Source organism: Pseudomonas sp. MPFS, from assembly GCF_022537035.1.
Classification (GTDB): Bacteria; Pseudomonadota; Gammaproteobacteria; order Pseudomonadales; family Pseudomonadaceae; genus Aquipseudomonas; species Aquipseudomonas sessilinigenes.
The window spans coordinates 3,768,216-3,791,319 of sequence record NZ_CP066123.1; the positions used below are offsets into that span (position 1 = coordinate 3,768,216).

At 64.1% G+C, this 23,104-nt stretch carries 18 protein-coding genes; 5 read left to right on the forward strand and 13 right to left on the reverse strand.

The annotated features are described in order from the left end of the window. Window positions 1–113 precede the first annotated feature (113 nt). The 5 genes from I9018_RS17200 to tpx form a co-directional block, all read right to left on the reverse strand. The gene (locus I9018_RS17200; RefSeq protein WP_068587182.1) at window positions 114–1,607 is read right to left on the reverse strand and encodes an efflux transporter outer membrane subunit; all 1,494 of its coding nucleotides are present in this window, start codon (window positions 1,605–1,607) and stop codon (window positions 114–116) included. Next, a complete protein-coding gene (locus I9018_RS17205; protein WP_241106983.1) occupies window positions 1,604–4,711 on the reverse strand; it encodes an efflux RND transporter permease subunit in 3,108 nt (1,035 codons plus the stop codon). Before I9018_RS17205 ends, I9018_RS17200 begins: the two co-directional genes overlap by 4 nt. Before the next feature lie 118 nt (window positions 4,712–4,829). Beyond that, window positions 4,830–7,922 carry an MdtB/MuxB family multidrug efflux RND transporter permease subunit gene (locus tag I9018_RS17210; protein ID WP_241106984.1) on the reverse strand — a complete coding sequence of 1,031 codons (3,093 nt, stop codon included), beginning with the start codon at window positions 7,920–7,922 and terminating at the stop codon, window positions 4,830–4,832. Then, window positions 7,919–9,250: an MdtA/MuxA family multidrug efflux RND transporter periplasmic adaptor subunit gene (locus tag I9018_RS17215; RefSeq protein ID WP_241106985.1), complete on the reverse strand. Its 1,332-nt coding sequence runs from the start codon at window positions 9,248–9,250 to the stop codon at window positions 7,919–7,921. The genes I9018_RS17210 and I9018_RS17215 overlap by 4 nt, the downstream gene beginning before the upstream one ends. Window positions 9,251–9,427: 177 nt before the next feature. Beyond that, window positions 9,428–9,928 carry a thiol peroxidase gene (tpx, locus tag I9018_RS17220; RefSeq protein WP_068587172.1) on the reverse strand — a complete coding sequence of 167 codons (501 nt, stop codon included), beginning with the start codon at window positions 9,926–9,928 and terminating at the stop codon, window positions 9,428–9,430. 538 nt (window positions 9,929–10,466) lie between these two features. Between tpx and I9018_RS17225 the strand changes: the two genes are divergently transcribed. Both I9018_RS17225 and I9018_RS17230 read left to right on the forward strand, forming a co-directional pair. Beyond that, window positions 10,467–12,104 carry a J domain-containing protein gene (locus tag I9018_RS17225; protein WP_241106986.1) on the forward strand — a complete coding sequence of 546 codons (1,638 nt, stop codon included), beginning with the start codon at window positions 10,467–10,469 and terminating at the stop codon, window positions 12,102–12,104. Continuing rightward, complete coding sequence (locus I9018_RS17230) at window positions 12,101–13,075, forward strand: DUF3829 domain-containing protein (protein ID WP_241106987.1); 975 nt, start codon at window positions 12,101–12,103, stop codon at window positions 13,073–13,075. The genes I9018_RS17225 and I9018_RS17230 overlap by 4 nt, the downstream gene beginning before the upstream one ends. Window positions 13,076–13,109: 34 nt before the next feature. Here I9018_RS17230 and I9018_RS17235 read toward each other — a convergent pair whose 3' ends face one another. The 3 genes from I9018_RS17235 to I9018_RS17245 all read right to left on the reverse strand — a co-directional run bounded on the left by I9018_RS17235 (window position 13,110) and on the right by I9018_RS17245 (window position 16,058). Beyond that, window positions 13,110–13,781 carry a DUF3313 domain-containing protein gene (locus I9018_RS17235; protein WP_241106988.1) on the reverse strand — a complete coding sequence of 224 codons (672 nt, stop codon included), beginning with the start codon at window positions 13,779–13,781 and terminating at the stop codon, window positions 13,110–13,112. 115 nt (window positions 13,782–13,896) lie between these two features. After that, complete coding sequence (locus I9018_RS17240; protein ID WP_241106989.1) at window positions 13,897–14,391, reverse strand: DUF934 domain-containing protein; 495 nt, start codon at window positions 14,389–14,391, stop codon at window positions 13,897–13,899. Further along, entirely contained in the window at window positions 14,388–16,058 is a 1,671-nt protein-coding gene (locus tag I9018_RS17245) for a nitrite/sulfite reductase (RefSeq protein ID WP_241106990.1), read from the reverse strand. The genes I9018_RS17240 and I9018_RS17245 overlap by 4 nt, the downstream gene beginning before the upstream one ends. A gap of 274 nt (window positions 16,059–16,332) precedes the next feature. On the opposite strand from I9018_RS17245, the gene ccoN reads away from it, so the two are divergent. Next, window positions 16,333–17,760, forward strand: coding sequence for a cytochrome-c oxidase, cbb3-type subunit I (gene ccoN, locus I9018_RS17250; RefSeq protein ID WP_124347756.1), 1,428 nt, complete (start codon window positions 16,333–16,335; stop codon window positions 17,758–17,760). 56 nt (window positions 17,761–17,816) lie between these two features. Beyond that, window positions 17,817–18,035, forward strand: coding sequence for a cbb3-type cytochrome c oxidase subunit 3 (locus I9018_RS17255; protein ID WP_241106991.1), 219 nt, complete (start codon window positions 17,817–17,819; stop codon window positions 18,033–18,035). A gap of 73 nt (window positions 18,036–18,108) precedes the next feature. On the opposite strand, the gene I9018_RS17260 is transcribed toward I9018_RS17255, so the two are convergent. Next, a complete protein-coding gene (locus tag I9018_RS17260; protein WP_241106992.1) occupies window positions 18,109–18,879 on the reverse strand; it encodes an AraC family transcriptional regulator in 771 nt (256 codons plus the stop codon). Window positions 18,880–18,957: 78 nt separating this feature from the next. On the opposite strand from I9018_RS17260, the gene I9018_RS17265 reads away from it, so the two are divergent. Next, window positions 18,958–19,650 (forward strand): aspartate/glutamate racemase family protein, encoded by a 693-nt coding sequence (locus I9018_RS17265; protein ID WP_124347759.1) that lies wholly within the window; start codon window positions 18,958–18,960, stop codon window positions 19,648–19,650. 95 nt (window positions 19,651–19,745) lie between these two features. Here I9018_RS17265 and I9018_RS17270 read toward each other — a convergent pair whose 3' ends face one another. The 4 genes from I9018_RS17270 to I9018_RS17285 all read right to left on the reverse strand — a co-directional run bounded on the left by I9018_RS17270 (window position 19,746) and on the right by I9018_RS17285 (window position 23,103). Next, window positions 19,746–20,264, reverse strand: coding sequence for a GNAT family N-acetyltransferase (locus tag I9018_RS17270; protein ID WP_068587074.1), 519 nt, complete (start codon window positions 20,262–20,264; stop codon window positions 19,746–19,748). A 260-nt stretch (window positions 20,265–20,524) separates the two neighbouring features. Beyond that, window positions 20,525–21,502: a LysR family transcriptional regulator gene (locus tag I9018_RS17275; protein WP_068587073.1), complete on the reverse strand. Its 978-nt coding sequence runs from the start codon at window positions 21,500–21,502 to the stop codon at window positions 20,525–20,527. Window positions 21,503–21,655: 153 nt separating this feature from the next. Continuing rightward, window positions 21,656–22,612, reverse strand: a complete 957-nt coding sequence (locus I9018_RS17280) for a peptidylprolyl isomerase (RefSeq protein WP_068587082.1) — start codon at window positions 22,610–22,612, stop codon at window positions 21,656–21,658. Next, the gene (locus I9018_RS17285) at window positions 22,609–23,103 is read right to left on the reverse strand and encodes a YbjN domain-containing protein (RefSeq protein ID WP_068587084.1); all 495 of its coding nucleotides are present in this window, start codon (window positions 23,101–23,103) and stop codon (window positions 22,609–22,611) included. Before I9018_RS17285 ends, I9018_RS17280 begins: the two co-directional genes overlap by 4 nt. Between the last annotated feature and the right edge of the window lies 1 nt (window position 23,104).

Sequence of the window (23,104 nt, forward strand, 5' to 3'; positions counted from 1 at the left end):
TACTGTAGCTGTTGTTGCTGGATGTAACAGGGATAAATCACCGCCCATCCAGAACAGGTGTCGCTTGGCGAGCCCTTCCATGCCGCGCTCGCCCTGTAGCGACCGACACCTGGCTACTTCTGCTCGCTGACTTGCAATTGCCCATCCCAGCCACCGCCCAGGGCAGCGATCAACTGCACGCTGGCGATCAACCGGCTCTGCAGCAGGCTCAGCACACTGCGTTCATTGCTCAAGGCCGTCGTCTGGCTGGTCACGACATCCAGGTAGCCGATCAGCCCCGCCTTGTACTGGTTCTCGGTCAGGCGCAGGGCCTCGCGAGCCGAGTCCAGGGCTTGCTGGCGTACCCCTGCTTCATCGTCCATGACCTTGAGCTGGGCCATGTAGTTCTCCACCTCGCGGAAACCGTCGAGCACGGTCTGCCGGTACTTGGCCACGGTCTGGTCATAGGCCGCCACGGTACGGTCCACTTCCGCCGAACGCTGGCCGCCATCGAACAAGGTCATCGCCAGTTTCGGCCCCACCGACCAAAAACGATTCGGCAGCGTGATCCAGTTGGCATAGGTGCTGCTGCTATAGCCACCGGCCATGCTCAGGGTCAGGTCCGGATAATAAGCAGCCTTGGCCACGCCGATGTTGGCATTGGCGGCAATCATCGCCCGCTCCGCCGAAGCGATGTCCGGACGCCGCTCCAACAACTGCGACGGCACGCCCAGGGGCACCTGGGGCAGCACCGGCACGCTCTTGGCTTCAGCCAGGTTGAACGCTGCCGGCGGCACGCCGATGAGCACGGCAATGGCGTTCTCGAACTGCGCCCGCTGCCAGATCAGGTCGATGAGGTCGGCCTGGGTGCTCTTGAGCTGGGTCTGGGCCTGGGCCACCGCATCCTTGCCAGCAACGCCGGCCTGGTACTGGTTCTGGGTCATGGTCAAGGAGCGCTGGTAGGCCACCACCGTGGCCTCCAGCAGGCGTTTCTGCTCGTCGATCACCCGCAGCTGCAGGTAGTTCTGCACCAGCTCGGACTGCTGGCTCAGGCGCATGGCCGCCAGGTCGGCAAAACTCGCCTCGGCACTGGCTTCGTTAGCCTCCAGGCCACGCCGCAGCTTGCCCCAGACATCCGCCTCCCAGCTCACCCCCAGCTGGGTGTTGTAGGTGTCGCGAATACCGCTGCTGGAGCTGCTCAAGGCCGAACTGCTGCTACCGGTGCCCTGGCTCGCGCGGGTCTTGCCGGCACTCAGGTCGACACTGGGAAAGAACGCTCCGCGAGAGCTGCGCACCAGGGCCTGTGCCTGGCGGAATTGCGCCTCCGACTGGGCAACGCTCTGGTTGGCATTGTTGAGCTTGTCCACCAGGTCGTTGAGCTGGGCGTCGCCGTAGAGCTGCCACCAGGCACCGCGGGCCAGGGCATCGCTGGGATTGGCTTGGCGCCAGCCCTCGGCCTGCTTGTATTGCGCAGGCTCGGCCACTTCGGGTCGCTGATAGTCGGGGCCGATGGCGCAGGCACTGAGCAACGCGGCGCACAGGCCCAGGCTCAGGACCCGCGAGCCCCGGGCCATGGCCAGGCGCTGGGTGGACAGCGGCGAAACGGGACGGGACGGATGTTCGGTCATAGCGGCGTTTCCAGAGCGGCATCGGTACGGACCCCACGCCAGTGGTTGAACTTGTGGCGCAGGCGGTCGAGGTAGAGGTAGACCACCGGGGTGGTGTAGAGCGTGAGGACCTGGCTGAAGACCAGGCCGCCAATGATGGTCAGGCCCAGGGGCTGGCGCATCTCCGAGCCCTCGGCGGTGCCCAGCAGCAGCGGCAAGGCGCCGAGGATCGCTGCCAGGGTGGTCATCAGGATCGGCCGCAGGCGTTGCAGGCAGGCGCTGCGGATCGATTGCAACGGGTCGAGCCCGTGATGCCGCTCCAGCTGCAGCGCCAGGTCGATCATCAGGATCGCGTTCTTCTTCACCACCCCGATCAACAGGAACAGCCCCAACAGCGAAATCAGGCTGAATTCGCTGCCCAGCACATAGATCGAGAGCAAGGCACCGACCCCGGCCGAAGGCAAGGTGGAAAGGATGGTCAGCGGATGGATGTAGCTCTCGTAGAGCACTCCGAGCACCAGGTACACCGCCAGCAGCGCGCCGAGGATCATGAACGGCTGGCTTTTCTGGGTGGCAGCGAAGGCGTCGGCGGTGCCGGCCATCTTGATGATCACATCCTCGGGCATGCCCAGCTTGGCGATCGCCCGCTCGATGGCCGCGGTGCCCTGCTCCACGGTGACACCTTCGGCCATGTCGAAGGAAATGCTTTCCGAAGCGAACTGCCCCTCGTGGCTGACTCGATCGTCTTCCAGGCTGTTCTCATAATGAGCGATGGTCGACAACGGAATCCGCGCCCCATCGGCGGTGATGACCTGTACCTGGTTCAGGGTGATCGGGTCCTGGGCGTACTTGGGATTGACCTCCATCACCACCTGATATTGGTTGAGGCTGTCATAGATGGTGGAGATCTGCCGCTGGCTGTAGGCGTTGTTGAGCACCGCGGTGACCATGTCCATGTCCACCCCCAGGCGCTTGGCCTGGTCGCGATCCACCACCAGGGTCACCTGCTGGGCACCGTGGCCGTCCCGGGCATCGATGGCGGTCAGCTCGGGCAACGCCCGCAACGCCGCGACGACCTTCGGATACCACTCGCGCAGCTCACCCAGGTTGCCACTCTGCAGGATGTAGGAGTACTGCGAGGTGGTCTGCTCGCGGCCGCCACCGAACTGCAGGTCCTGGTCGGCCATCAGCATCAGCTGGGCGCCAGGCACCTTGGGCATTTCCTTGCGCAGGCGCTCGATGACCTTCTGCGCCGAGATATTGCGCTCCTTGATGGGTTTCAGGCGCACCAGCATGAAGGCGTTGTTGGTGCCGTTGGAGCCGCCGATGAAGCCGGCCACGCTTTCCACCGCCTCATCCTTGAGCACGGCGCGGCGGAAGATCTCCATCTTCGGCTGCATCACGCTGAAGGACAGGCCGTCGTCGCCACGGACGAAACCGATCAACTGGCCGGTGTCCTGCTGGGGCATGAAGGTCTTGGGCACCACCACGTACAGGGCAACGTTGACACCGATGGTCACCAGCAGGCTGAGCAAGGTCAGGCGCCGGTGCCGCAGCACCCAGTCCAGGCTGCTGGCGTACTTGCCGACCATCCAGTCGTTGCTGCGCCGGCTCCAACGTTGCAGGGCATTCTCCTGGCCCGGCAGGTGGGGCTTGAGCCAGCGGGCGCAGAGCATCGGAGTCAGGGTCAGGGACACCACCAGCGAAACCACGATGGCCGCCGCCAGGGTGATGGAGAACTCGCGAAACAGGCTTTCGATGATCCCGCCCATGAACAGGATCGACAGGAACACCGCCACCAGCGAGACGTTCATCGACAACAGGGTGAAGCCCACTTCCTTGGCCCCCATGTAAGCGGCCTGCAGCGGTTTCACGCCCTCATCGATATGCCGCGAGATGTTCTCCAGCACCACGATGGCATCGTCCACCACCAATCCCGTGGCCAGGATCAGCGCCATCAGCGACAGGTTGTTCAGGGAAAAGCCGTACAGGTACATGACCGCGAAGGTGCCCACCAGCGACACCGGTACCGCCAGGGTCGGGATCACCGAGGCGCGGAAGTTGCCCAGGAACAGGAACACCACCAGGATCACCAGGGCCACGGCGATCAGCAGGGTCATCTCCGCCTCGTGCAAGGTGGCCTTGATCACCGGGGAGCGATCCATGGCCAGGTTGAGCTTGACGCTGGCCGGCAGCACCGCCTGCAACGCCGGCAGCTGGGCCTTGATCTCGTTCACCGTCTCGATGATGTTGGCCCCGGCCTGGCGGTTGATCACCAGCAGCACGGCCGCGTCGTCGTTGAAGAAACCGCTGTTGTAGCGATCCTCGACGCCATCGCTGACCTTGGCCACGTCCTTCAGTCGCAGGGCCGCGCCGTTGTTGTAGTGAATGATCAGCGGCTCGTAATCGCGAGCCTTCTCCAATTGGTCGTTGGCCTGGATCTGCCACAAGCGCTGGTCATCCTCCACCGAGCCCTTGGGGCGGCGCTGGTTGGCATTGGCGATGGCGTTGCGCACGTCGTCCAGGGCCACCCCGTACTGGTTGAGCAGCTGCGGCTCCAGCTCGATGCGCACCGCTGGCAGCGAGCTGCCTCCGACCTGCACCTCGCCCACGCCCTGCACCTGGGACAGGCTCTGGGACAGGATGGTGGAGGCCAGGTCGTAGAGCTGGCCCTTTTCCAGCACATCGGAGGTCAAGGACAGCACCATGATCGGCGCCTGGGATGGGTTGACCTTCTTGTAGGTAGGCATGCTGCGCATGCCGCTGGGCAACAGGTTGCGCGAGGCATTGATCGCCGCCTGCACTTCCCGCGCCGCGCCATTGATGTCGCGGTCCAGGTCGAATTGCAGGATCACCCGGGTCGAACCCTGGCTGGAGCGGCTGCTCATGGTGTTGACCCCGGCAATGGCGCCGAAGGAGCGCTCCAGGGGCGTGGCCACCGTGGAGGCCATGACCTCGGGGCTGGCCCCGGGCAGGCTGGCCTGGACCACGATCACCGGGAAATCCATCTGCGGCAGCGGCGCCACCGGCAACAGCCCGAAGCTGACGCCGCCCAATAACATAATCGCCAGACTCAAGAGCATGGTCGCCACGGGACGCCTGATAAAAGGTCCGGACAGGTTCATGGGCGGCAGCTCCAAGCTTCAAGCTGCAAGCTACAAGAGAAAAGCAGGACGCCCAGCAGCGGCTCTGGCTTTTGCTCCGGCTTGCCGCTTGCAGCTTGCAACTTGCCGCTGACGCCCCTCACACCACTTCTCCTACGGCGGGCTTGGCAAACCGGCGGCCCAAGCGATCGAAGTACAAGTAGATAACGGGCGTGGTGAACAGGGTCAGGACCTGGCTCACCAGCAGGCCGCCGACCATCACCAGGCCCAGGGGCTGGCGCAGCTCGGCACCGGAACCGGTGGCCAGCATCAAGGGTACGGCACCGAACAATGCCGCCAGGGTGGTCATGAGAATCGGCCGGAAGCGCAGCAGCGCCGCCTGGTAGATGGCTTGCTGCGGCGCGACGCCCTGGTTGCGTTCGGCATCCAGGGCGAAGTCGATCATCATGATCGCGTTCTTCTTGACGATACCGATCAGCAGGATGATGCCGATGATGGCGATCATGCCCAGGTCGTTACCGCTGAGGATCAGTGCCAGCAAGGCCCCCACCGCTGCCGAGGGCAAGGTGGAGAGGATCGTGATCGGATGGATGTAGCTCTCGTAGAGCACCCCGAGCACGATGTACATGGTCACCACCGCCGCGAGGATCAGCAGCAAGGTGCTGGACAGCGAAGCCTGGAAGGCCTCGGCCGCGCCCTGGAAGCGAGTCTGCACCCCCACCGGCATGCCGATGTCCTGCTGCACCTGCTCGATCACCTGCACCGCTTCGCCCAGGGCCACCCCGGGTGCGAGGTTGAAGGACATCATCACCGCCGGGAACTGGCCGATGTGGGCAATCGCCAACTGCGCCTGGCGCTCCTCGACATGGGCCAGGCTCGACAGGCGCACTTGCCCGCCATCGGTGGTCTTGACGTGGATCTGCTCCAGGGCCTGGGGTCCGATGCGCTCCCCGGCCTGGGCCTGGAGCACCACCCGATACTGGCTGGCCTGGGTATAGATGGTGGAGATCTGCCGCTGGCCAAAGGCGTCGTACAGGGCGTCGGTGATGTTCGACACCGAGACCCCGATCCGCGACGCGGCATCACGATCGATCACCAGGTAGACCTGCAGCCCCTTGTCCTGCAGGTCACTGGCCACGTCGGTGAGTTCCGGACGCTGGCCCAGGGCTTCGACCAGGCGAGTGCTCCACACGCTCAGCAGGTCGGCATCAGGCGATGACAGGCTGAACTGGTACTGGGTCCGGCTGACCCGGTCCTCGATGGTCAGGTCCTGTACCGGCTGCATGAACAGGCGGATACCCAGCAGCTTGTCCACCTGCGGCTGCAACCGCGCGATGACCTGGGCGGCACTCAGGTCCCGTTGATTGTGGGGCTTGAGGTTGATCAGCAAGCGACCGCTGTTGAGGGTGGCGTTGTCACCGTCGACCCCGATATAGGACGACAGGCTCTGTACTGCCGGGTCCTGCAGGATGATCTTGGCCAGGTCCTGCTGACGCTGGCTCATGGCGGCAAAGGACACCGACTGCGGCGCCTCGGAAATTCCCTGGATGACACCGGTGTCCTGCACCGGGAAGAACCCCTTGGGCACCATCAGGTAGAGGAACACCGTCAGGGCCAGGGTGCCGATGGCCACCAGCAGGGTCAGGAACTGGTGCCTGAGCACCCACTGCAACTGGCGCCCGTAGCCCTCGATCAACCAATCGATCCAGGCCCCACTTGCGCGGTAGAAGCGCCCCTGCTCGTGTTCCTTGGGCTCGGGCTTGAGCAACCGGGCACACATCATCGGGGTCAGGGTCAGGGACACCACCAGGGAAATCAGGATCGCCACCGCCAGGGTGATGGCGAACTCACGGAACAGCCGCCCGACCACATCGGCCATGAACAGCAGCGGGATCAGTACCGCGATCAGCGACAGGGTCAGGGAAATCAGGGTGAAGCCAATCTGCTTGGCCCCCTTGAGCGCCGCCTGCAACGGGCTATCGCCCTCCTCGACGAAACGCGAAATGTTTTCCAGCATGACGATGGCATCGTCCACCACGAAGCCGGTGGCGATGGTCAGGGCCATCAGGGTCAGGTTGTTCACCGAAAAGCCGGCCAGGTACATCACGCCAAAGGTCCCGACCAACGACAACGGCACGGCAATCGATGGGATCAGCGTCGCACTGGCCCGGCGCAGGAACAGGAACGTCACCATCACCACCAGGGCGATGGCGATGAGCAACTCGTGCTGTACGTCGTTGACCGAGGCGCGGATGGTCTGGGTACGGTCGGTGAGCACGGTGACATCCAGGCCCGCTGGCAGGTTGTCGGTGATGCTCGGCAACATCGCCTTGATCCGGTCCACCACCTCGATGACGTTGGCCCCGGGCTGGCGCTGGATGTTCAACAACACGGCCTGGTTCTCGTTGGCCCAGGCCGCCAGGCGTTCGTTCTCGGCACCGTCGACAATCTCGGCGACATCCTTCAGGCGCAGTGGCGCACCGTTCTTGTAGGCCAGGATCAGCTCGGCATAGTCCTTGGGCGAGGTCAGCTGGTCGTTGGCGTCGAGCATCGACACCCGGGTCGGGCCGTCGAAGTTGCCCTTGGGCTGGTTGACGTTGGACGCGGCAATCAGGGTGCGCACGTCCGACAGGTTCAGGCCGTTGGCCGCCAGGGCCTCCGGGTTGACCTTGATCCGCACGGCCTGGCGCTGGCCGCCGGCGATGCTGACCATGCCCACGCCGCTGATCTGGGCGATCTTCTGCGCCATGCGGGTGTCCACCAGGTCATTGAGCTTGGGCAACAGCATGGTCTTGGAGGTGATCGCCAGGGTCAGCACCGGGGTGTCCGCAGGGTTGACCTTGTTGTACACCGGCGGCGCCGGCAGGTCCTTGGGCAACAGGTTGGTGGCCGCATTGATCGCCGCCTGTACCTGCTGCTCGGCGACGTCCATGTTGATGTCGAGGCTGAAACGCAGGGTCAGCACCGAAGCGCCACCGGAACTGGTGGAGGCCATCTGGGTCAGGCCCGGCATCTGCCCGAACTGGCGCTCCAGCGGCGCGGTCACCGCGCTGGTCATCACATCCGGGCTGGCCCCCGGGTATAGGGTCATGACCCGGATGGTCGGGTAATCCACCTGGGGCAAGGCCGAGACCGGCAGCAAGCGATAGGCGATCAGGCCGGCCAGGACAATGGCCAGCATGCTCAGGGTGGTGGCTACCGGACGGAGGATGAACAGCCGCGAGAAATTCATGCGCCGGCCTTTTGTGCCTTGCCAGCAACTGGCGCTGCATCGGGCGCCGTGGCGCTGGCCGAACCTGCGGGCTGGCCTTGCAGGTGCTCGGTGGGAGTGGTCGGCACGTCGATGGCGTCATTGACCACTTCCACCTCGCTACCGTCCTTGAGGCGGTCGGTGCCTTCCATCACCACCCGGTCGCCGGCCTTGAGGCCTTCGGTGATCACCGTCGAGTCACCGTTGCTGGCGCCCACCTTGAGCGCCCGGATCTTGACCTTGTTGTCCCCATCCATGGCATAGACGAAGGTGCCGTTGGTGCCGAACTGGATCGCCGCCGAAGGCGCCAGCACCACATTCTTCAAGGTATCGGCCAGCAGGCGCACGTTGACGAACTGATTGGGGAACAGGCCCTGGTCGCGGTTCTCGAAACGGGCCTTGAACTTGAGGGTGCCGGTGGTGGTGTCGATCTGGTTATCCAGGCTTTGCAATACGCCGCTGGCCTGCAGCTTGACGTCGCCCCGGTCCCAGGCTTCCACCGGCAGCTTGGCGCCGCCGTGGTAGCGATTGAGCACGGTTTCCAGGCTGTTTTCCGGCAGGGTGAACGCCACGCTGATCGGTTGGGTCTGGGTGATGATCACCAGCGCCGTGGTGTCATTGGCCGCCACCAGGTTGCCGACGTCCAGCTGACGCAAGCCCAGGCGGCCGGCGATAGGCGCACGGATCTGGGTGAATTCGAGGTTGAGCTTGGCATCGTTGACGGCCGCCTGGTTGGTCTTGACGGTCCCCTGGTACTGGCCCACCAGCGCCACGGCATTATCCAGGGTCTGCTTGGCGACGCTGTCCTGGGCGTACAGCCCCCGATAGCGTTCGAGGTCGATCTGGGCATTCTTCAACTGCGCCTGGTTCTGCAACAGCGTGCCTTCGGCCTGGAGCAAGGCGTTCTGGTAAGGCCGCGGATCGATCTGGGCCAGCAGGTCGCCGGCCTTGACCATCTGCCCTTCCTCGAAGTTGACCTTCACCAGCTCCCCCGCCACCCGGCTGCGTACATTGATGGTGTTCAGAGCGGTCACTGTGCCAAGGGCCTTGTAGTACAAGGCGAAGTCTCCCTGGGTCACCGGCAGCACCCGCACCGGGATCGGACCAGTGGCGCCACCAAAACCGGGGCGCATGCTGCCACTGCGCCCGGTATGCCCGCTGGCGGCCTTCTCTCCCTTCGCCTCCTGGTGGGTACCGCCGGCCGGCCAGAATTTCCAGCACAGGCCGGCGACCAGCAGCAGGACGAACAGGCCGAACAGCCAGCGACGGGAGTTGCGGGTAGCAGAGGATTGCATGGAGTGATCAACCATTGGGCGCGTGGGAGTGTCTTTTGAGAAGGCTGAAAGATAAGCACTAGAGCGGTTTTAGCAAAGGCTCTTTACCGGCAATTTACCTTTGCCTGACGTTTTCAAAGTGTGACGCTAACTTACTGAAGCACAAATAAAAACGGCCTGGACAGGCCAGGCCGTGAATAATTGTAAAAGCGCTTACTTGAGCACGGCCAGAGCGGCGTCGTAGTTCGGCTCTTCAGCGATCTCCTTGACCAGCTCGCTGTGCAGCACCTTGTCGTTTTCATCCAGCACCACCACGGCGCGGGCAGTCAGCCCGGCCAACGGGCCATCGGCGATGGCCACGCCATAGTTCTCGATGAATTCGCGACCACGCAGGGTCGACAGGTTCTGTACGTTTTCCAGGCCTTCGGCGCCGCAGAAGCGGGCCTGGGCGAACGGCAGGTCGGCGGAGATGCACAGCACCACGGTGTTGGCCAGGTCATTGGCCTGGGCATTGAACTTGCGCACCGATGTCGCGCAGGTCGGCGTATCGACACTTGGGAAGATGTTCAGCACCTTGCGCTTGCCGGCCAGGCTGGCCAGGGAGACATCGGCCAGGCCGGCGCCCACCAGGGAGAACGCTGGGGCCTTGGAGCCCACTTGTGGCAGTTGACCATTAACCTGGACCGGATTGCCTTTGAGGGTGACTTGAGCCATGAACGGAGTCCTTTATCAGCAGAGGAAATGAAACAGCATCGAGAAATGATCGAGAGGCCGAAGTTAAACATGAAACGCTTCAGGCACCTATGCCCGGCAGAACAAATTGTCCGACACGCCCTGCGCCTGCCAAAGAGACGCCAATCGTGCCGAATCGATGATCAGGAGCAGCCCCGACAGCATGGCGAACCGCAAGCGCCTCTCTCGCCCAAGAAAAAGAGCACCCGCCAGGCTAGGTAACCGGCTCTCGAAACGGGGTAAAGGGCTACAATCCAGCGCCATTAATAAGAACAATTTACATCATGTAAATCACGCAATTAATTGTTTTATATAGATTTTTATCAATCTAGAAAACACATTAAATTAACCATACAAACCACATTGATATAATTACAAATCACTTTAAGATCAATCATCGCGCGATACGGGGGGCCACCCACCCTGCCGGCGGTTTTTTTCTCGTGAAACACGCCCACTCAGTAGTATCATCACGCCATTATCGATCCTTGCCGCGGTTTTCATGGAGTCGTACCGCCCAATGAGTTGCTGGACCCTGCTTGGCCTACCGGCCACCTCCGATACCCGCTCCATCAAGCGCCACTACGCCAAACTGCTGAAACAGACCCGCCCGGACGAAGACCCGGAGGGTTTCCAGCGCCTGCGCGACGCCTATGAGCAGGCCTTGGAGCAGGCCCACTGGATGACCGAGGCCGAAGGCGAGGACATCCCGCAACCGGCGCCCTGCCTCGACGACCTCCCAGTACTCCAGGCCCCGGCACCACTGTCTCCGGCACAACGGGTCGCACCGCTGCTGGAAGGCATCCGCATCGAGCAACTGGATCAACGCCATCGACAGGCCCTGGAGGCCGACTGCCTGCTGGAGTTCGAGCTGGGCTTGCTGCGCCATTGCGTGGAGCACCCCGAACAATCCAGCCAACTGCTGGCCTGGGCCCTGGGTACTTTCCACTGGCTCACCGCCTGGCAACGCCTGGAGCTGCCGGAGTACCTGACCGATACGCTGTTGCAACAATGCCGGCAGGCCCTTGAGCAACCCTTGCGCGAGGCCCTGGAGCACCAGGATGCCGAGGCCTTCACCCACGTCTATGCGGCGCACGCGCAACAGGACTGGTTGCACAGCCTGGACCAGCGTCAATGGTTCAACCAATGCCTGGCGACGATGTTGCTGGAAAGCCCCTACTGGTCCAGCGAGGTCTTCCGGGCTGTCTGCGCCGGCCAGGGTTGGCAGGAGGGCAAGGACAACACCTGCCCACTCCAGGCATGGCAGCGCCTGCTGGAGCGCGATGAGGCCCCAGTGTTCATTGCCCGCCAGCGGACCCTGGCCACACAACCGCCGGCATCCCCCGAGCAGCGAGCCGCCTACCTGTTGCTGGCGCCCATCAGCCTCGGGCGCCGCCGGGCCTTCGCCCGACGCCTGAACGAAGAAGACTGGGCCAGCTGTCGCAAACTCAGCTCCCGCCTGCATGCCGACCATCCACTGCTCGCCGCCCAGATGCCGGGCAGTACGCCATTCTTCTGGCGCGACTGGGAGTTCGCGTTCAATTCCTGGCCGATGTACCTGGCGCTGTTCAGCGCCTGCCTGGCCGGAGCCTTGGCCCGCTATGCCCCGCAAAGCAACAGCCTGGGAGAGATCATCGGAGTCACGCTGTTCTGGAGTGCCTGCTTCGCCGCCTCCGCGGCGCTCCTGCATTGGCTCTGGCAACCCCTGGCCCATCGCCTGTGGGCCCGTGATCATCGTCTCGGCAGCCGCCTGCCGAGCTGGCTGAATCCCAACCAGCGCTTGCTGCCCCTGCGGGATCTGTTGCCGGTAGCCGTGCTCGGCCCTGTCCTGGGTTACGTCTGCGGCCCAATCAGCGCCTTGGTTTACCTGGCGGTCCTGCCGAGCATCGCTCTGGTGCGCAACATCGAGTTCAAGCACGGCATGCCCTGGCGTCAGCTCGCCCCCTGGCAACGACGCCTAATGGGCGGCCTGGGCTGCGTGCTGTTGGCCGCCGGCCTGCTGGCGATCAAGCTGCTGGGCGACTACGGCACGGTCACCGCCAACCAGGGCCTGCAACAATGGAGCGAACGCCTGTGCGCACGGATGCCAGCCAACGCCCCTGACTGCGCCGCGCCGGCCACCCGCGCCCAGTGGTACGGCCGGGAGGGCACGCCATGAACCCCAATTGGTTATTTCCGATCGGCCTGGGCCTGAGTTTGGCCCTGTTCGGGCTGGCCGGTTCCAGCAAGCAGTTGGGACAAATCGATCTCTGGCTCGATCACCGGGACAGCCCCTATACCGCCCAGGCCAACGCCCTGAATCCGATCATCGATTGCATGAACCAGGTGGATGTACCCTGGCGCGCAGTGCACCAAGCCTATCTGGCCGAGGGCAAGCCGCGCTCGGCGGCCCCTGGAGCCTATGACCTGCGCAGCCAGGGCGGGCCGGACATCGACCTGGCCTATCGCAGCTCCTGCAGCGGTGACATTGGCGCCAAGCTGCGCAGCCTCGACCCCGAAAGCCCCCTGCTGGCCGCCACCGAGCGCTACCAACAAGTGCTTGCGCGCTTCGTCGCCCTGACCGGGGACGCACACCTGCACCGCCTGGGCCTCGGCCGAAGGCTGGATGAAGCACAGCTCGATGAACGGGTACGGCAACTGGAGATCCAGGCCCCGGACTATCTGCAAGCCTCGAACGCTGTGCGCCAGTTGCTACAGCCGCAGGATATCGAGCACCGCCCCCAGCAGTTGCAGCGCCTGGAGCAGGGCCTGGGCCGTAACGTCCACTGGGCTTTGCTCAACTACATGATCCAGGCCCGAAGTACCATGGACCTGCTCGACCATGGCATTCGCCAGCGCACCCTGACCCCGGCGCAATTGACCCAAGCCACCCAGGAACTACGCCAGGCCTGGGATGCCCGGCAACAGTTCATCGGTGGGATCCAGGACAAGGACACCCGCGAGGCCCTGTACCTCTGGCAACTGATCGCCGCTCCCAGCCAGCATTACCTGCAGGCCCTGGACACCCTGCACCGGGACTGGCTGCAGCACGCCGAACCGCAGCGCCTGAGCGAGGACTTCCACGCCGTGGCCCAGGGCTACGACCAGATGCTCTATCACTACAACCAGCTGGCGCGTAGCCGTTATTGAAAGCGCTGCCCAAGCCAGGGCAGCACTGCCCGACTCATTTGTTCTTCAGTTGCACATAGGACTGGTGCAGGTCCGAGGCCCAGCTGTCGATGACGCTCTTCACATCGCTGGCCTGCATCACCTGGGTGTCGTTATCCAGGGACTTCCCGGTGCCCTTGCGCACCACTTCGGCGATCACCCGGTTGCTGCCACCATCGAGGAAGGCCGCCTCGGTGCCCAGGGTGGTCTCCTGGTCACGAATACCGCTGGCCGTGCTGACCGCAGCCGCGACCAGGGCGATGGGGATGATCTCGTAGGGCTTGAGCCCCTCGGTCTTGCTGCTCACCGCAGTAATCGCGGCCCGTACCACCACCACGCCAGGCCCTGGCCCTGTGGCCACCGACATGGATTTGCCAAGCTCGCGCTTGAGCGCCTCATCGTAGTAGCGGGTGATACCGGACAAGGTGCTCTGGGGAATCTTCACCGTCGGCTGCGGTTGCGGGTAGAACTGGGTCGGCTCGATGTACACGCTGGTATAGCGGTCCAACTTGAGCTGGGGATCGATCCAGCGCATCACCTGTACCCCGGAGGGCGACTTGGCCTGCTTGAGCAGGCTGTAGTCGCTTAGAAACCCGGAGTAGTCCTCGGGCCGGGTCTCGTGGCTGGAGCAGCCCACCACTGCGAGGGAGGCAAGGCACAGGGTGCCAAGGGTCAGTGCAAGCTTCATGGATAACTCCTGTAGGTGAAGCAGCCATGGACTGGCTAGGGGAACTACAGGTATAGCCAAAAGCCTTGGCTTGCGCCGCCAACCTGTGGGGCGACACAGGAATGGGGCAAGGAACCTAGCGTCGGCGGAACAGCGGTCGCGGCTCGATCACCGAGCGCCCATACAGCACGCTCATGCCGGCCAGCCCCTTGAGGGCGTCCAGGGCGCATTTGTCCTCGCGCACGGCAAAACTGTCGAAACCGCACTGGCGCATATGGCTCAACTGGTCACGCAGCACATCGCCAATGGCCCGCAGTTCCCCACTCCAGCCCAGGCGAGTGCGCAACAGGTACGCCTGGCTGTAGCCCCGACCATCGCGAAAGCTGGGAAAGTCCACCGCCACCAGGGGAATCAGCCTGAACCAGGGCTTGAGGCTCTCCACCTCATCGTCCGGGCCGATCCACACCGCGTCCCGGGCCGGGTGATGCTCGATGCGACGCATCAACCAGCGGCCCAGCGGCAGGATCAACGGGCCATCAGGCAATGGGGCCTCGAGCCCTCGTACCAGGTGCCAGGCGTCGTCCTCCACCAACTGGGCCTCGCCCTCGTGCAAACGCAGCAGGTTGTTCATGCCGGCACCTCCTCCTTGGGGTAGACCTTCTCCTTGAACGGCTCCAGGCCAATGCGCTGCAAGGTATCGATAAACGGTTCGTCGCTTTCGCGATAACGCACGAACGTGCCGATGATCCGCTCGATCACCTGGGGGATTTCCTCGGCGCTGAAGGACGGCCCGATCACCTTGCCCAGCGCACTGTCCTTGCCCTGGGCGCCACCCAGGGTGACCTGGAACCACTCCTGGCCATTCTTGTCGACCCCGAGGATGCCGATATTGCCGATGTGATGATGGCCGCAGGCGTTCATGCAACCGGAGATGTTCAGGCTGATGTCCCCCAGATCGTGGACATAGTCCAGATTGTCGAAACGCTGCTGGATAGCCTGGGCGATGGGAATCGAGCGGGCATTGGCCAAGGCGCAGAAATCGCCCCCGGGGCAGGCGATGATGTCCGTCAGCAAGCCCGCATTGGCCGTGCCCAGCCCGTTGTCGCACGCCAGTTGCCACAGCTCGTACAGCCGTGCCTTGGGCACATCCGGCAGGACGATGTTCTGTTCGTGGGCGATGCGGATTTCACCGAAGCCGAAGCGCTCGGACCAATCGGCCACCGCCTCCATCTGCAGCCCGGTGACATCTCCCGGCGGCGCCGCCATGCCCGGCTTGGTCGAAAGCACCGCACTGGCGTAGCCCGGCATCTTGTGCGGCTGGACGTTATGCGTCACCCAGCGAGCAAAGGCCGGGGACTCGGCCAGGCGGCTGCCGTATTCCAGGTCGGTGTCCCCCAGGTGTTCATAGATAGGTGGCACGAAGGCACTGGCGACCCGCTGGAACTCGGCCTCGGTGAGCTGCGCCGGACCGTCCCTGAGGTGCTGCCACTCCTCCTCCACTTCCCGGGCGAAAGCCTCGATGCCCAGGGCCTTGACCAGGATCTTGATCCGCGCCTTGTACTTGTTGTCCCGCCGGCCATGGCGGTTGTAGACCCGCAGCACCGCCTCGACGTACGACAGCAGGTGTTGCCAGGGCAAGCCTTCGCGGATCTGCTGGCTGAGGATCGGCGTGCGCCCCAGGCCGCCGCCGACCATGACTCGCAGCAACATCTGGCCATCGGCGGCGCGATACAGGTAGAGGCCGATGTCATGCATCATGATCGCCGCACGATCCTCGTGCGCCGAACAAATAGCGATCTTGAACTTGCGCGGCAGGAACAGGAACTCCGGATTGATGGTCGACCACTGGCGCAGGATCTCCGCCAGCGGGCGCGGGTCCAGCAACTCGTCGGCGGCGACCCCGGCGAAGGCCTCGGTGGTGATATTGCGCACGCAGTTGCCCGAGGTCTGGATGGCGTGCATTTCCACCACGGCCAGGCGCTCGAGGATGTCCGGCACCTGGGCCAGTTCAATCCAGTTGAACTGCAGGTTCTGGCGAGTGGTGAAATGGCCGTAGCCACGGTCATAGTCCCGGGCAATGCCGGCCAGGGTCCGCATCTGCCGGGCACTCAGGGTGCCGTAGGGGATCGCCACCCGCAGCATGTAGGCATGCTTTTGCAGGTACAGGCCGTTCTGCAGGCGCAAGGGCAGGAACTCCTCCTCGCTCAACTGCCCCTCCATGAAGCGCTCGACCTGATCCCGGAACTGCGCCACCCGCTCAAAGACCAGGGCCCGGTCATAGTCGTCGTATTGGTACATGTGCCTACCTCGTCCTCATCGGTGCTGGTCGTGCTCTAAACGGCGCGTGGGGGTGAGGCGGCGACTATGCGCTTGCGGCGCAGATCGTTACAGAGGCAGGTAAAAACTAAAAAACCATATCAGCACCTGCCATGCCGCAGTTTCAATGAGCCAAATCTGATCCGTATTAATGCTGTTTTTCTGAGCCTGTTTTGTTTCTTCCTCGATTCCTACAGTGCACCCCGTGCCAGACCGGGTGGCCTGGCAAGACCTTGCAACCGTGGAAGCATTGACCATGAACTCAGCAACAATCGGACAGGCCTACAACTACAAGGTGGTTCGCCAATTCGTCGTCGCCACAGTGGTATGGGGGGTGATCGGCATGGCCATGGGGGTGTGGATCGCCTCGCAACTGGTATGGCCGGAAATGAACTTCGACCTGCCCTGGACCAGCTTCGGCCGCCTGCGGCCACTGCACACTAGCCTGGTGATCTTCGGTTTCGCCGGCAGCGCCCAGTTCGCCGCCAGCTACTACGCGGTACAACGTACCTGCCAGGTACGGCTGTTCTCCGACAGCCTGGCCGCCTTCACCTTCTGGGGCTGGCAGGCGGTGATCGTGATCATGCTGGTGACCCTGCCCCTGGGCTACACCACCACCAAGGAATACGCCGAGATCGAATTCGCCGGCGCCGTGTGGATGGCCGTGGTCTGGGTGGTGTACGGCATTGTGTTCTTCACCACTGTGGTGCAGCGCAAGAGCCAGCACATCTATGTCGGCAACTGGTTCTTCGGTGCGTTCATCCTGGTGATCGCCATGCTCCACGTGGTCAACCACCTGTCGATCCCGGTGGACTGGTTCAAGTCCTACCCGGTGTACTCCGGGGCCACCGATGCCATGGTCCAGTGGTGGTACGGCCACAACGCCGTGGGCTTCTTCCTGACCACGGGCTTCCTGGGGATGATGTACTACTTCGTGCCCAAGCAAGTGGGGCGCCCGGTGTACTCCTACCGCCTGTCCATCGTGCACTTCTGGGCGCTGATCACCCTGTACATCTGGGCCGGTCCGCACCACCTGCACTACACCGCGCTGCCAGACTGGGCGCAATCGCTGGGCATGGCCATGTCGCTGATCCTCCTGGCACCCAGCTGGGGCGGCATGATCAACGGCATGATGACCCTCTCGGGCGCCTGGCATAAGCTGCGCACCGACCCGATCCTGCGGTTCCTGGTGCTGTCCCTGGCGTTCTACGGCATGTCGACCTTCGAGGGCCCGATGATGGCGATCAAGACCGTGAACGCCCTCTCCCACTACACCGACTGGACCATCGGCCACGTGCACGCCGGGGCCTTGGGCTGGGTGGCGATGATCACCTTCGGCGCCATCTACCACATGGTGCCCAAGGTCTTCGGCCGCGAGCAGATGTACAGCGTGCCGCTGATCAACCTGCACTTCTGGCTGGCCACCATCGGCACCGTGCTCTACATCGCCTCGATGTGGGTCAACGGCATCACCCAGGGCCTGATGTGGCGTGCGGTCAACGAAGACGGCACCCTCACCTACTCCTTCGTCGAGGCCCTGCTGGCCAGCCACCCGGGCTTCGTGGTGCGGTTTGCCGGCGGCGTGTTCTTCCTCAGCGGCATGCTGCTGATGGCCTACAACACCTGGCGCACCGTGCGCGTGGCCGATAGCCGGCTGGCACTGAACGACGCCCAGATCGCCTGACCCCCCCTGCACGCCGGCCCAGAGGCCGGCGTTGCCAATCTCGGGAGCACCACACGATGGACATTCTGTTCAACCTGCTGGGGGTGGCGTTTCTCTACCTCTGCATCGAGTACTGCCTGCGCCACCAGAGCACCAAGAGCCTGGATGACGCCAGCCTGATCCCCTTCGCCGACGACCCGGAGGTGGCCCGCCGAGTGGAGCTGGCCACCGGCAAGAAGGTCGACGCCGTAGCCCCGGAGGAAGCCAAGCCGGGCTGGATCAACCTGGAAATGTAGCCGCCGGCTTGCCGGCGCATGGGCCGCCAGGATGCGTACCGGGCAAGTGGCGCCCCTTGCCGGCGAGCCCGCGCTAGGAAATGCAAAAGCGCTGGCGATAGCTGCGGGGCGTCATGCCGAGGCTATGGCGCAAGGCACTGCCCAGGTGCGACTGATGGGCAAAACCGCAATCCTGGGCAATCGCCGCCAAAGGCAGGTCGCCATGCGCCAGCAAGCGGCGGGCAGCCTGCAGCCGCACCTCGGTGATCCAGGCATGGGGCGTGATGCCCACCGCCCGGCGAAAATCCCGCAGCAGGCGCAGTTCGTTATGGCCATAGGTCACTGCCAATTGCGTCAGGGACAGCGGTTGCGCGTACTGATCGGCAATCTGCTGCAACACCAGCTCCAGTCGCGGCATCGACGCGACAGCGCCAGCCTGCTCCTGGGGCAGGCCGATAAAGGCCAGGGCACACTGCTCCAGGGCCAGCACATCGCGCACAGGTGCCAGCAGCAGGCGGCGCATCTCCCTGCCCAGGGCCAGGGCCCGCGCATGCCCGGGGCATTGCACACGTCGCGCGCCGGCAATCAGGGGTGCCTCGCCCTGCCAGCGGGCCAGCAGGTATTCACCGCCGCTTAGCGACTCGGAAAACACCTCGACCCCCTTTGGGGTCAGGGCCAGGGTGCCGGGCCAGCTGTCAAAATCCTCTCGGTGATCGGAGTCGATGGCATGCACTCCGCGCTGGCGCTCCAGGGTCACCCCCAACGTCTGCCACTGCACGGGGTCGCGGGCGCTGTAGGCCGCGGCCGGCAGCAGTTGCAGCACCAGGCGAGCATCCAGCAGGCGATGTTCGAGCACTCCGGGCATATGAAATTTCCTGATAGATCGCCACCCGTGGCAGCGCGAAACTGAAGCTCACACAACAGCACTACAGAGGAGTTGCCCATGCGCACCATCGGCCTGCTTGGCGGCATGAGCTGGGAATCCAGCGCCGAATACTATCGCCTGATCAATCAGCAGGTACGTGACCGGCTGGGGCCGCTGCGTTCGGCGCGGTTGCTAATGTACAGCCTCGACTTCGGCCCTGTCGAACAGGCCCAGCATGCCGGGCGCTGGGACGATGCGGCGGCGATCCTGGTGGATGGCGCCCGACGCTTGCAGGCCGGTGGCGCCGACTGCGTGCTGCTCTGTACCAACACCATGCACAAGGTGGCGCACCAGATCCAGGCCGCCATCGAGGTGCCCTTCCTGCATATCGCCGATGCCACCGCCCAGGCCGCGCTGGACGCCGGCACCCTGCGGGTGGGCCTGCTGGGCACCGCCTTCAGCATGGAGCAGGAGTTTCTCAAGAGCCGCCTGGCCGGTCATGGCCTGCAGGTGCTGGTGCCCGACGCGCCGCAGCGCCAACAGGTGCACCGGATCATCTACGAACAGTTGTGCGTGGGCATCATCAGCGAAGCGTCGCGCCAGGTGTATCAGCAGGTGATCGATTCGTTGCAGGCCCAGGGCGCCCAGGCGGTGATCCTGGGCTGCACCGAGATCGGCCTGTTGCTCAAGCCCGAGCACAGTCCCCTGCCCCTGCTCGACAGCACCGAGCTGCATGCACGGGCAGCGGTGGCCTTCGCCCTGGGGGATTGACCCACAGCGCCGCCCCGAGTGTTTCGAAAGGCACAAGCGCTGCAGCGACGTCCCCATCGGGGCCGAGCGCTGCCACAGCCGACGGCAAGGATGAGTCAGGCCGGGCGCCGCAGGCGGGCCATGCTCAGCACATCGATAAACTGGCCGCCACGCACCGCGTAATCACGCAGGCGGCCTTCGCTCTCGAAGCCGAACTTCTGATACAGGCCGATGGCCGGCAGGTTGTCGGCATACACCGTGAGATCGACCCGGTGCACGTTCATCCAGTTGTCCGCCACCTCCAGCACCGCCGCCAGCAGTCGGCTGCCGATGCCCTGGCGCTGCCACTCCGGCGACACCCCCATGCCGATGCTCGCGCAATGGGCGCGGCGCACCCGGGCCATCTGCTCCAGGCTGCAGCTGCCGATCACCGTGCCCTGATGCAGGGCCACCAGGGACACCAGGCGCTCGTTGTCAGCCCGCTGGATCAGGCGCTGGCGCCACAGCTCGCGGGACTGATAAGGCATCTGCAGGGTCTGGGCCGCCACACTGGGCGTGCTGTACAGCACGGTCAGTCCGTCGACATGGGCTTCGGTGGCGCGCTCGATGATGATCCGGGGGTGGTCGTTGGCCATGGTGCAGTCGTCCTTGCTATACAAATGGCCACCGAGTGTAAAACTCCCAAAGCTATTCTGGCCAGGCAAGTGAATGCCAGATTGCCTGTATGGCGACGTGGGATGTTCCGATACAGGCTTGCACTTAAGCTTCAGCGCAAAACCAACCAGCTCCCGTGGCGACGGCTACAACTGCGTACGACACCCCACCCTCCGGCAAGGTGCCGCCGATCAATGGGCAGCCTGCGAGCACGTCGAAACACTCCAACCATGAATGGCCCTTAGACAAACCACTCCTGGCGCTCGGTGAAGGTGTGCAGTATCAGGTCGACCAATTGCTGCACCTGTTCCTCATGCTCTACTTCGGCGTTCACCGCCAGCCAGGCGCGACGTTGCATGTGTTCGTTGAACAACCCGGGCAAGGCCGTGAGGCCACGGTCGAAACGGCTGATGTACTGCGGCAGCAGGCCGATGCAGGCGCTGCAACGGATCATTTCCAGCATCAGCTCATAGGAATGCACATGCACCACCCCGGCCAAACGCTGCTCCACCAGGCTGTTCCAGGGCCGAAAGGGTTCGATCTGGCGATCGTGCTGCCACTGCACCAGCATGTAGTCGGTCAGGTCATCGAGGCTGTCAGGGCGCGCAGCGACTCGGGAGTAGCGCTTGGCGATATGCGGCAAATAACCGATGCGCGCCAGGGGCTGGGGCTCGCGGATCGCGAAACTGGGGCCCGGCAGCGGGGAATCCTCGGCGGCCAGCCACAGCACCAGGTCGGCGCTCAGGGCACGCAGCGACAGATCGCTGTCAATGGAAATGATCTCCAGGCGTGCGCTGGCATTGCGCCGCAACAAGGCGATCAGGTCGCGCCCAAGAATGTCGTGCAGGATGGTTTCCGCAACAGCCAGGCGGATCAGGGGCTGCTCCACCACTGGCAAGCGTCGCTGGTGCGCCAGGGCGATCAATTGCGCCTGCAGTTGCAGGCCCTCACGGCTCAGGCTCAGGGCGTTGCCCTGGTAGCAGAACAGCGAGCGCCGCAAGTGTTCCTCCAACAAGGCCAATTGCTTGCGCAATAGCGTGGCCTTGATGTTCAGGCTGCGGGCGGCCTGCATGAAGCAACCGCAGCGGGCACTGACCAGAAAATACTGGGCGACCTCAGGATCGATCCCGGCGGCCAGGGCCAGCCAGGCTTCCCGGGGTTCCTGGGGAACGGTGTAGGGCGCGCCCCCCAGGAGTGGAGCAGGTTCGAGAAATGACATCGATGACTCCCTGTCTTGTTGACTGTTGCTTCCTTGGCTTGCGCCGGTATTGGCGGTCGTAGGCCCGCCGTCGAGAGGACATGGGGAGACGGCCGGCGCCGAGCCTCGCAAGATGGCCGGCGCCGCTTGTGCCGCTCCCACATGGGCCGTTTTCTACAGTTTTTCCTCCAGGACCTGGTTGAGCACTGCACCGTCGATGCTCAGGGTCGCCGTATTGAGCATGCCTTCCAGGTATGCCTTGGCGATCTGTTCCTGACGTTGGGCTCGCAGGGCCTGGGTCAGCTGGTCACGCAACTCATCCAGGCTGGCAGTGCGTGCCGGCTGCTGCTCGGTGAGCTTGAGCACATGAAAGCCCGCCGCGCTCTGCACCACCTCGGAAACCCCACCCACCTTGAGCCGGGCCACTGCGCCACGTACTTCCGGTACCAATTGCTGCAAGGGCTGCAGGCCCGAGTCCCCACCGCGCTGGGCTGTGCCCGGGTCCTGGGAGTACTGCGCGGCCAGGGCCGCGAACTCGGCCGGGGCCGCCTGCGCTTTTTTGCTCAGTTCCTGGGCCAGGCGCCGCACTTGCTCCAGCGCCTGGGGCTCGTTGACCGCCAGGAAGATCTGGCTGACCCGGTACAACGGTGGGGTCTGCCAGGCCGACTTGCCGCTGTCATAGGCCTGTTGCAACTCGGCCGCACTGGGGTAGTCCGCCGGTACCTGGCTGACCGACTGCAAATAGTCGCGAAAGACGATCTGCTCGGTGGCTGCGCGCGTCTGCTGCTCCACGTCCGGACGTTGGCGCCAGCCTTGGGCATCGGCCTGCTCGAGTACCGCCTTCTCCGCCAGGCGCGAGCGAATCCAGGCCTCCAGGGCCGGGCGATTGGCTCGCAGTTGCTGGCCGGACGCCTCGGGCAGGCTGGCGAACAGGGCCTTGAGCTCCGTTGCCGCGACCTGCTGGGAGCCCAGGCGCGCCACCGCCGGGCCACTGGCCTGGGACTGTTGCAGCAGCGCCGATGCCGGCTGCTGTGCCGCCACCGGGTCGCTGCCCGGCCGCAAGGCCAGCCCCAGCGCCAGGCCGAGCAGGGTCAGTGCCCCGGCACCGACCACCAGGGTCGGCTTCTTCACAGGGCCGCTACCTCTTCAGCACTGGCAGGTTGCGGCGCATCGCCCTGTTCGGCCTGGGCCTGCAGGCGAGCGGCCTGCTGGCTGTACTCGCGCAGGTAGACGATGAACTCCTGGAGCAGGCGATCCCACAGCTCCAGCTGGCTGCGCAGGTGAGTGTCACTGACCCCGGCCACCACCACATCCATCTCCATCACCAGGAATTCACCCTGCAGCGACAACCGGGCGAAGCGCCGCGAAGCATTCCACAACTCGGCCAGCCCGGCCGGCAGCTCGCCCTGGACCCGCAGGGCGCAGCTGTAGGTGAAGTCCACATAGTGTCCCGACTCCCCCGCCGGATTGCCGAAACGCACGGCATAGCCGATGCCCTGGCTGGCACTGAGCAACTGCACGATGCCGTTCTGCTCGGTCTGGTTGACCCTGTAGCCGGCGCCTTGCAAAAGCTCGGTCAGGCTGTCGGTGGTTACGCTGGTAATCAAGGTTGCTTGAGTCATG